12 protein-coding genes and 1 tRNA gene are annotated in these 9,502 nt (G+C 68.2%); 8 read left to right on the forward strand and 5 right to left on the reverse strand.

Going from position 1 to position 9,502, the window contains the following annotated elements; translation table 11 throughout:
- The 3 genes from ACE3TU_RS14840 to ACE3TU_RS14850 form a co-directional block, all read left to right on the forward strand.
- A partial coding sequence (locus ACE3TU_RS14840; protein WP_374625510.1) for a hypothetical protein occupies window positions 1–212 on the forward strand: 212 nt, incomplete at its 5' end.
- Between the two features lie 36 nt (window positions 213–248).
- A complete protein-coding gene (locus ACE3TU_RS14845) occupies window positions 249–488 on the forward strand; it encodes a type II toxin-antitoxin system prevent-host-death family antitoxin (RefSeq protein ID WP_374625512.1) in 240 nt (79 codons plus the stop codon).
- A complete protein-coding gene (locus tag ACE3TU_RS14850; protein WP_374625514.1) occupies window positions 485–916 on the forward strand; it encodes a type II toxin-antitoxin system VapC family toxin in 432 nt (143 codons plus the stop codon). The genes ACE3TU_RS14845 and ACE3TU_RS14850 overlap by 4 nt, the downstream gene beginning before the upstream one ends.
- Before the next feature lie 4 nt (window positions 917–920).
- On the opposite strand, the gene ACE3TU_RS14855 is transcribed toward ACE3TU_RS14850, so the two are convergent.
- From ACE3TU_RS14855 to glmU, 3 genes are read right to left on the reverse strand one after another with little or no spacing between them, the layout of a single operon-like run.
- A complete protein-coding gene (locus ACE3TU_RS14855) occupies window positions 921–1,307 on the reverse strand; it encodes a DUF2237 family protein (RefSeq protein WP_374625516.1) in 387 nt (128 codons plus the stop codon).
- On the reverse strand, window positions 1,300–3,126 hold the full coding sequence (gene glmS / locus ACE3TU_RS14860; protein WP_374625518.1) for a glutamine--fructose-6-phosphate transaminase (isomerizing): 1,827 nt from the start codon (window positions 3,124–3,126) through the stop codon (window positions 1,300–1,302). The genes ACE3TU_RS14855 and glmS overlap by 8 nt, the downstream gene beginning before the upstream one ends.
- 11 nt (window positions 3,127–3,137) lie before the next feature.
- Window positions 3,138–4,511, reverse strand: coding sequence for a bifunctional UDP-N-acetylglucosamine diphosphorylase/glucosamine-1-phosphate N-acetyltransferase GlmU (gene glmU, locus ACE3TU_RS14865; protein ID WP_374625520.1), 1,374 nt, complete (start codon window positions 4,509–4,511; stop codon window positions 3,138–3,140).
- Window positions 4,512–4,642: 131 nt separating this feature from the next.
- Between glmU and ACE3TU_RS14870 the strand changes: the two genes are divergently transcribed.
- The 5 genes from ACE3TU_RS14870 to ACE3TU_RS14890 all read left to right on the forward strand — a co-directional run bounded on the left by ACE3TU_RS14870 (window position 4,643) and on the right by ACE3TU_RS14890 (window position 7,261).
- Window positions 4,643–5,515, forward strand: a complete 873-nt coding sequence (locus ACE3TU_RS14870; RefSeq protein WP_374625522.1) for a hypothetical protein — start codon at window positions 4,643–4,645, stop codon at window positions 5,513–5,515.
- An 81-nt stretch (window positions 5,516–5,596) separates the two neighbouring features.
- Window positions 5,597–5,671, forward strand: a tRNA-Lys gene (locus ACE3TU_RS14875).
- Between the two features lie 90 nt (window positions 5,672–5,761).
- On the forward strand, window positions 5,762–6,184 hold the full coding sequence (locus tag ACE3TU_RS14880) for a low affinity iron permease family protein (protein ID WP_374625524.1): 423 nt from the start codon (window positions 5,762–5,764) through the stop codon (window positions 6,182–6,184).
- Window positions 6,181–6,342, forward strand: coding sequence for a hypothetical protein (locus ACE3TU_RS14885; RefSeq protein WP_374625526.1), 162 nt, complete (start codon window positions 6,181–6,183; stop codon window positions 6,340–6,342). The genes ACE3TU_RS14880 and ACE3TU_RS14885 overlap by 4 nt, the downstream gene beginning before the upstream one ends.
- A gap of 10 nt (window positions 6,343–6,352) precedes the next feature.
- Window positions 6,353–7,261 carry a hypothetical protein gene (locus ACE3TU_RS14890; RefSeq protein ID WP_374625528.1) on the forward strand — a complete coding sequence of 303 codons (909 nt, stop codon included), beginning with the start codon at window positions 6,353–6,355 and terminating at the stop codon, window positions 7,259–7,261.
- A 170-nt stretch (window positions 7,262–7,431) separates the two neighbouring features.
- Here ACE3TU_RS14890 and ACE3TU_RS14895 read toward each other — a convergent pair whose 3' ends face one another.
- On the reverse strand, window positions 7,432–7,776 hold the full coding sequence (locus ACE3TU_RS14895; protein WP_374625530.1) for a hypothetical protein: 345 nt from the start codon (window positions 7,774–7,776) through the stop codon (window positions 7,432–7,434).
- Window positions 7,777–7,934: 158 nt separating this feature from the next.
- Window positions 7,935–9,502, reverse strand: a 1,568-nt coding sequence (gene pgi, locus ACE3TU_RS14900) for a glucose-6-phosphate isomerase (protein WP_374625532.1), incomplete at its 5' end; no start/stop codon positions are given.

Here is a 9,502-nt window from a genome sequence, read left to right on the forward strand (position 1 = left end):
GCGACCTGCTCGGCACCCGCCAGTCCGGCATGCCCGGCTACCACCTCGCCGTCCCCGACGTGCACCGACACCTGCTCGAATGGGCTCACGACGACGCCAAGGCGGCGCTCGCCCGTAACCCGGGCCTTACCGGTCGGGAAGGCGAAGCGCTCCGCACCCTGCTCTACCTGTTCCGCAAGGACCTGGCCATTCCTTTGCTCCGGGCCGGCTGAGTGCTATATGACCATCTTGATGGTCAGGAGACGATGATGCGCACCGTCGGAGTTGCTGAGGCCAAAGCCAAGTTGAGTGAACTGCTTGCCGAGGCCGAAGCCGGACAGTCAGTGGCGATCAAGCGTCGCGGCAAGATAGTTGCACGTTTGGTTGCGGAGCCGCCTCGGAAGCCGATCGACGTCGAGCGACTGCGCGCCCTGACCGCCAACATGACGTATCAGGAAGAAAGCGCCGGAGATTTCATTCGGCGAATGCGCGACGAGGAGCGCTATTGAGCTTCCTTCTCGACACCTCGGTTCTCGTTGCCGCCCTGACGAGCGAGAAGTTCACCGCGGTCGCTCAAGACTGGTTGGCCGGGCACGGGGCAGAAGGGGTGCTTGTCAGTGAGTGGGGGTTGACGGAGTTCTCCGCGGCACTGTCGTTCAAGGTCCGCACGCGCCAGCTCACCCCGGAAGAGCAACTGCAGTCGCGACTTGAGCTCGACCACTTGCTGCGGGAGTCCCTGGTGCGCCTCGAGGTGACCACCGCCCATTTCCGGCTCGCCGCCGACCTGGCGGCTCAGGTGGAAAGCGGCCTTCGCAGTGGCGATGCCCTCCACGTCGCGACTGCTTCGGCAATAGACGGGACGATCGTTACCCTCGATCACGGCATGGCGCGAGCCGCCCGGCATCTGCGGATCGACTGCGTTCTGTTGGCGACGTAGCCCGTCACTCCACCGCGTACCGCCGCAGCACGTCGATCTCGACATAGCGCAGCACCGACTGGTGCGTTGCCGCCAGCACCACCCTCGGCGACTGCCCGGCCTCCAGCGCCTCGACCCAGCGCGGCGCCAGCAGGCACCAGCGGTCGCCGGGCTTCAGGCCCGGGAAGGCGTATTCCGGCATCGGCGTCGAGAGGTCGTTGCCGCGCGCTTTCGAGAACGCGAGGAACGCCTCGGTCGCCTCGATGCACACGGTGTGCCGGGCCTGCCCGTCCGGCCCGGTGATGCAGCTGCCGGTGCGGAAGAACCCGGTCAGCGGGCTCATCGAACAGGGTCGCAGCGGCTCGCCGAAGACGTTGAGCTCGGGCTGCTGTTCGAAGAACGGCTTATTCAACGGTCACGGACTTGGCGAGATTGCGCGGCTGGTCGACATCGGTGCCCATGAAGGTCGCCGTGTGATAGGCGAGCAATTGCACCGGGATGGTGGCGAGGATCGGCGCGACGAAGCTCGAAACCTTCGGCAGTACGATCAGTTCGGCGACACCGTGCCCGACCGTCCGGGCGCCCTCCTCGTCAGTGATCAGGATGATCTTGCCGCCGCGCGCCGCCACCTCCTGCATGTTGGAGAGGGTCTTTTCCATCAGCTCGTCCGACGGCGCCACGACGATCACCGGCATCAACTCGTCCACCAGCGCGATCGGCCCGTGCTTCAGCTCGCCGGCGGCATAGCCCTCGGCGTGGATGTAGCTGATTTCCTTAAGCTTCAGCGCGCCTTCCATGGCGATGGGGAACATCTGTCCGCGGCCCAGGTAGAGCACGTCCTTGGCCTTCGACAGCCCCTTGGCGATGCGCTCGATCTCCGCCTCGGTGCCAAGGGCCGCGGAAATCGCGCTCGGCAGCGCCACGAGGCTGTGCACCAGCGCCGCCTCCTGCTCCCGCGAGATCACCCCGCGCGCCACGCCGGCTGCCACCGCAAGGCTCGCCAGGGCCGAGAGTTGCGCCGTGAACGCCTTGGTCGAGGCGACGCCGATTTCCGGTCCGCAGAGCGTGGGGAACACCACCTGGCTCTCCCGCGCCATGGTGGATTCCGGCGAGTTCAGCAGCGATGCCACATATTGGCCCTCTCCCGCGCAATAGCGCAGCGCCGCCAGCGTGTCGGCGGTCTCGCCCGATTGCGAGATGAACAGACTCAGGCCGCCTCGCTCCAGCGGCGGCTCGCGGTAGCGGAACTCCGACGCCACGTCGACATCCACCGGCAGCCGCGCATAGCGCTCGAACCAGTACTTGGCGACCAGCCCGGCATAGTAGGCCGTGCCGCAGGCGGAAATCGTGAGACGCGACAGCCTGGCGAAGTCGAACGGCAGCGTCTCGCGCAGCGCCACGCGCTCGGCGCCCATGTCGACGAAATGGCTGAGCGTGTGCGACACCGTCTCGGGCTGCTCGTAGATCTCCTTGGCCATGAAGTGCCGGTGGTTGCCCTTGTCGACCAGCAGCGCCGAGGCGGCGGAAACGAGAGTCTCGCGCTGCACGATGGCATCCGTCCCGTCCCGGATCACCACGCCCTTCTTGGTCAGCACCGCCCAGTCGCCGTCGAGCAGGTAGGACAGCCGCGAGGTGAACGGCGCCAGCGCCATGGCATCGGAGCCCAGGTACATCTCGGTGGCGCCGAAACCGATGGCGAGCGGTGCCCCGCTGCGGGCGGCGATCAGCAGCGCTTCCTCGCCCTTGAACATGAAGGCCAGCGCAAAAGCCCCGCGCAGCACCTTGAGCGTCCGCGCCACCGCCATCTCGGGGTCGAGCCCACGGTCGAGCTCACGCGTCACCCACAGCGCCACCGATTCCGTATCGGTCTGCGTCTTCGGCAGGTAACCATCCGTCGCGAGGTCGGCGAGCAGCTCGCGGAAATTCTCGATGATGCCGTTGTGCACCACCGCGACCTTCTCGGTAGCATGCGGATGCGCATTGCCCTCGGTCGGCGCGCCATGCGTTGCCCAGCGCGTGTGGCCGATGCCTATATTGCCGTCGAGCGGCTCGAAACTCAGCTTCTGCGCCAGGTTGCCGAGCTTGCCCTCGGCCCGTCGCCGGCTGATCCGGCCATGCTCCAGCGTCGCCACGCCCGCGCTGTCGTAGCCGCGGTACTCGAGGCGCTTCAGCGCATCGATGAGGCGCGGCGCGACGGGTTCCACACCGATGATTCCGACAATGCCGCACATGCGATGCTCTCCTACTTGCCCGAGGATGCTGGTTTGGCCGCCTTGGCCTGCTTGATGGCGAGCGCCCTGGCCTTGAGCCGCGGCGCGTAGCCGTCCTTGTTCTCCTGCCGCGCCCGGGCCACTGCCAGGGCATCGGCCGGCACGTCGCGGGTGATGACGCTGCCCGAGCCGACATAGGCATTGGCCCCGATCGACACCGGCGCGACCAGCGAGGCGTTCGAGCCGATGAAGGCGCCGTCCCCGATCACCGTCCGCGACTTGTTCACCCCGTCATAGTTGCAGGTGATGGTGCCGGCGCCCAGGTTCGCCCTCGCCCCCACCTCGGCATCCCCGACATAGCTGAGGTGCGGCAGCTTGGCGCCCTTGCCGACCCTGGCGTTCTTCACCTCGACGAAATTGCCCACCTTGGCGCCATCGGCGAGGTCTGCGCCCGGCCGCAGCCGCGCGAACGGCCCCACCGAGGCTCCCGGCCCGACATGCGCCCCCTCGAGATGGCTGAAGGCGTGGATTACCGCGCCCTCGTCGATCCTCACGCCCGGGCCGAACACCACGTTGGGCTCGATCACCACGTCGCGGCCGATCTCAGTATCGTAGGAAAAGTAGACCGTGCCGGGGTCCTTCAGCGTCACGCCCGATGCCATGAAGTCGTCGCGGCGCAGGGCCTGGAACTGGGCCTCCGCCTTGGCCAGCTGGGCGCGGTCGTTGACGCCCTGCACCTCGCGCTCGTCGGCGCGGGTGAATTCGACCCGGCGCCCGTCGCCATTGGCGATCTCGATGGCATCGGTGAGGTAGAACTCGCCCTTGGCGTTCTTGTTGTCGATCCGGTCGATCACGCTGCGCAGCACCTCGGCCCGGAAGCCGATGATCCCGGAATTGCACAGCGCCAGCCGCCGCTCGGCCTCGGAGGCGTCCTTGTGCTCGCGGATCGCCAGCAGTTGCCCGCCATCGGTGATCATGCGCCCGTAGCCGGTGGGGTCGGCGGCCTCGAACCCGACCACCGCGATGTCGGCTCCGGCATCGAGCCGCGCGGCGACCTCGGCGATCGTCTGCGCCGCAATCAGCGGCGCGTCGCCGAGCAGCACGATGACATTGCCCATGGCGTCGGCAAAGGCCGCCCGCGCTTCTCGCACCGCGTGTCCCGTGCCGAGCCGTTGCGTCTGGCTGGCGAACGACAATGCCGGCATGCGCGCCGACAGGTCGGCCTGCACGGCCTCGTGGTTGGGGCCGATCACCACCGCGATGCGCGTCGAGCCGGCGGCTCGCGCCGCCTCGAGCACATGCGCCACGAGGGGCAGCCCGCCGATCTCGTGCAGCACCTTGGGCCGCGCCGAGCGCATGCGGGTGCCTTCGCCCGCGGCCAGGATGATCGACAGCAGTTCCGTCATGCAGCGCGCCCTCTTCGGGGTCGTGGTTTCCCCTGCGTTTATGGCACCAAGATGTTGGGAATCCGATAACGCGGTTAGTGAGTGGTAAACTGTGTGGCGCTCGATTCGTAGGGCGCTCGGAGATCCCCCTCTTGGCCAAGGCCGCAGATCAGTTTCGCTCGTCCGACGTCACCGTGTGGGGCATCGTCGCCCTCGTTGCGTGGGGCATCGCCGTGCTGAGCGCCAACCTGTCGGCGCTGGTTCCCGCAAGCGTCTACGGCGCCCTGCATGCCTCGCGTCTCGAGGGCAGTACCCTCAACCAGCTGCGGGCCGAAGTGGCGACCCTCGGCGCGGAGGCGGCGCGCATGCAGCGCGATGCCAGCCAGCTGCAGCAACGCTTCGCACTGACCGAGGACAGCACCGGCGAGATCACCCGGCGGGTCGGGGCGCTGGAGATCAGCCTGCCCGCGCTGATCGAGGCGCAGTACGAGGCCCAGCGGCCGGCCGAGCCGGCGCTGCAGCCCATCGATCCGACGCCCACCGGCGCGATCGACGCGACGCCGGTCGCCGCCGAGCCGCCGCCGGCGGCCCCCGACCCGACCGAGACTGCGGCGATCGGCGACAAGCCGATCACCTTCGAGGTCGATGGCGGCCTTGTCATGGTGCAGCAGCGTCCGCTCGTGCCGGGCTCCGACGAGGTGCGCCTCCGGCTCGTTCCGGTCGATACGCCGATGCCTGCGGAGCTCCCCGAACCCTCCGGCACGATCGGGCTCGCCATCGGTTTCCCGGTGCGTCCCGATGAGGCGGAGGCGCGCTGGCAGGAGGTCCTGGCCCTCGCCGGCACCGCGCTGGTCGGCATGAGCCCGATCCTCGGGGAGTCCGAGGGACCGGGGGGCAAGCGGCTCGTCGCCGGACCGGTTCTGGACCGGGCCTCGGCGCTCGAACTGTGCGGAGAACTCACCCGCAAGGGCATCCCCTGCGAGGCCGTGGCGTTCTCCGGCGACCCGCTTCCCCTGCTGAACTGACGGCGGACGGCGGCGGTCAAGTCCATTGACAGCGCGGGGACGATCTCTATGTTCCGCGCCGATCCGCCCAGCGGCTCCGATGCGCCCGTAGCTCAGTGGTAGAGCATCCGACTTTTAATCGGATGGTCCCGGGTTCGAATCCCGGCGGGCGTACCATCGCATCCCCTTGAATCGGCCGTCGTATCGGAACCAGCCGCCTGCGGGCGGGTTGGTCCGGCCACGGGATCGGATCGCAAGGGTGTCGACATGCAGGGTGGACTGTTTCAGAGGTTCTCGAGCGCGGTGGCCGTCGGCGCCGGGCGGCCGGCGGCGTTCCTTGTCGCGGTCGGGCTGATCGTCGACTGGGCGGCCAGCGGTCCGCTCTTCGGCTTTTCCACCACCTGGCAACTGGTGGTGAACACGGTCACCACGATCGTCACCTTCCTCATGGTTTTCGTCTTGCAGCACTCGCAGAACCGCGACAGCGAGGCGCTGCAGGCCAAGCTGGACGACCTCATCGTCGCGGTCAGCCGCGCCGACAATCGCCTCGTCGGCGCCGAGAAGCTCAGCAGCCACGAACTCAAGGCGTTGCGTCAGTCGGTCAGGCAAGAGGCCAGGAACGGCGAGGCGACCATCCGGACCGGTACGGGTCCTGCCGAAGGCGCGACACCGGCTGAGCCGCCGCGGTGAACTGCGGAAGCGCCGGTGGTGAGGCAACCTTTGCCGGCTTGGGTGGTTGTGCGGTTCATGCCCCGCTTTCAAGGAGCCGCGCCATGAATGGCATCATCTATCTGGTCGGTCTGGTCGTCGTCATCATGGCGATCCTGTCCTTCTTCGGCCTGCGCTGAGGGGATAGAAATGACAGAACCGACCTCAACCGGGACCTTCGCCGCACTCCCGACGAATGGCACCGCCTCGTATGTCGACTGGTCCGCGATCGTCGCCGGCATCCTGCTCGCCTCGGCCATCTCGCTGGTCCTGCTCACCTTCGGCTCGGCGATCGGACTGAACTACGCCAGCTTCGAGGCGGCCGACGACGTCGCGCCGATCTGGGTGGCGGTCGCTGCCGCAAGCTGGCTGCTCTGGGTGCAGGTCTCGAGCTTTTCGGCCGGCGCCTACCTGGCCGGCCGGCTGCGCCGGCGCGTCAACGATGCCACCGAGCACGAAGTCGATGTCCGCGACGGAGCGCACGGCCTGCTCGTCTGGGCCGGGGCACTGATGATCGGCGCCCTGATCGCGGCCGGCGGTCTCTCCGCGATTGCCGGCAGCGCGGGCTCCGCGGCGACCGCCCTGGCCGGCTCGGCGGCCGACGAAGCCGGCGAGGCGCTCGCCCCCGGAGCGTATCTCGCCGACAGGCTGTTCCGGTCCGCCGACCTGCCGGCCGCGGCCGAGGCCGGCACGACCTCCGCGCTGTCGGAGAGAACTCTCCTGCGGGACGAAGCCGGCCGGATCGTGGCTCGCCTCGCTGCCGGAGGCGAATTCGATGACGTCGACCGCAGCGACCTCGCCCAACTCGTCGGCCGCGCCACCGGGCTTGCTCCGGATCAGGCCGGCGCCCGCGTCGAGGCGACGCTCGCCGCTATCGACAGGGCGCGGGTTGAGGCTGCGCGGGCAGCCGAGGCGGCCCGCCGCACCGGGGTTGTCGCTGCGTTTCTCGTCGCCGCGTCGCTGCTGGTCAGCGCCGCCGGGGCCTTCTGGGCGGCGCAGATGGGTGGCAACCACCGGGACGGCAAAATCGCCTTCGGCGACGTATTTCGCCGGGCCTGAACGGGAAGGAGAACCGACATGTTTCGTGCCCTGGGACTTTGGCTGCTCGGCGTACCGATCTGGCTGATCATCATCATCCTGCTGTTCATCCACCGCTGAGCGACAGGCCTGCCGGCGCGCGTAGAGGGGAGAACCCCGAACGCCCGCCGCCCTGTCGCAGCGGGACTCACCTAGTCGGAGAGCTGCCGCCCCGCGCCCCCCAGCGGCGCAAACAGCTGCGCGATGCGGGCCGTCCCGATGCCATCCTCCAGCTGCTCGAACAGCGCCGCGAAGGCTCCCTCCACATCGTCCGAGAGCGGCAGGTCGACGGCGGACTCGACCTTGTGCCAGCGCCGCACGGCATCGAGCGTGAAGCTCGCCGCGAACACCAGCCGATCCCCGTTCGGCGCCGGTCGCATGTCGACCCGCAGGTAGCCGCAGCGATCGAGGTTGCGCGACAGGAAACGGCTCTTGTGGCGGGCGAAGGCGCTTGCCGTGTCCGTGTCGAACGGTGGCATGGAAGGCTGCTCAGTCATCGGTGGCCCCCGACCTGCTGCGAGGCATCGACGCTACGGAGCCACTATGGCCTGCTCTGGACTGCATTGCGGCGGAATGGCGATGCAGACAATTGCACCGATCCGTCGGGCCTGGAGCCCTGCCCCGGCCGTCGGGCGGTCTGCGGGTCCCCCCGCCTTCAGCCCTTCATCTTGAGGTAGGCGTCCACCAGCCCGCGCGTCGAGCTGTCGTGGCCCGTCGCCTTTTCCGTCCCCTGCACCTTGGGCAGCAGCGCCTTGGCGAGCTGCTTGCCCAGTTCAACGCCCCACTGGTCGTAGGAGTTGACGCCCCAGATTGTGCCCTGGACGAACACCTTGTGTTCGTAGAGCGCCACGAGGCTGCCCAGCCGCTCCGGCGTCAGCTTGGGATAGATCAGGGTGTTGGACGGCCGGTTCCCCGGGAACAGCTTGTGCGGCGTCAGCGCCTTGATCCGGGCCTTGTCGAGCCCCTGCGCGGTGAGTTCGGCCACCACCTCGTCCTTGCTCTTGCCCAGCATCAGTGCCTCGGACTGCGCGAAGACGTTGGCCACCAGCTTGTCGTGGTGCGGCGGCATCGCCTCGTGCGGCTGCGCGGCGACGAGGAAATCCACCGGGATGACGTCGGTGCCCTGGTGGATCAGCTGGTAGAAGGCATGCTGGCCATTGGTGCCCGGCTCGCCCCAGATGATCGGGCCGGTGGGATAGTCGACCGGCTTGCCGGCGAGCGTCACCGATTTGCCGTTGCTCTCCATGTCCTGCTGCTGCAGGTAGGCGGCAAAACGGGAGAGCCGCTGGTCGTAGGGCAGCACGGCGTGGGTCGAGAACCCCCAGGCGTTGCGATACCACACCCCCAGCAGTCCCATGATCACCGGCAGGTTCTTCTCCAGCCTGGTCTTGAGGAAGTGCTGGTCCATTTCGTAGGCGCCCTGGAGGAACGCCTCGAAAGTGTCGAATCCCACCGCGATGGCGACCGGCAGGCCGATGGCCGACCACACCGAATAGCGGCCGCCGACCCAGTCCCAGAAGCCGAAGATGCGCTCCGCCTTGATGCCGAAATCGGCGCAGGCCTTGAGATTGGTGGAGAGCGCCGCGAAATGCTCGGGCACCGCCGCCTCGCCCAAAGCGTTGGCGATCCAGGCGCGGGCCGAGGCCGCGTTGGTCATCGTCTCGTCGGTGGTAAAGGTCTTCGACGCGACGATGAACATCGTCCGCCTCGGGTCGAGCCGCTTCAGCGTGTCGTGCATGTGCGCGCCGTCGACATTGCTGACGTAGTGGGCGCGCAGGTCGGCGCGGGTATAGGGCTCGAGCGCCAGCGTCACCATCACCGGCCCGAGATCGGAGCCGCCGATGCCGATATTGACCACGTCGGTGAAGCTCTCGCCGGTCGCCCCCTTGAGCGAACCGTCGCGGACCTGCTCGGAAAAGGCCTTCATCGCCGCCAGCACGGCGCGCACCTCGGGCATCACATCCTTGCCGTCGATCCTGACCGGCTTGCTCCCCCGGTAGCGCAGCGCCATGTGCTGCACGGCGCGATCCTCGGTCGTATTGATGTGCTCCCCGGCCCACATGGCGTTGCGCCGCTCCTCGACACCGGCGGCGCGAGCGAGGTCGAACAGCGCACTCATCGCCCGCTCGTCGATCCGGTTCTTGGAGTAGTCGAGCAGCAGGTCGCCGGCCTTGGCCGAGAACGTCTTGAAGCGATCGGGATCGGCCGCGAACAATTCGCGCA

The sequence above is a fragment of the Devosia sp. genome (genome assembly GCF_041917035.1).
In the GTDB taxonomy this organism is placed as follows: Bacteria; Pseudomonadota; Alphaproteobacteria; order Rhizobiales; family Devosiaceae; genus Devosia_A.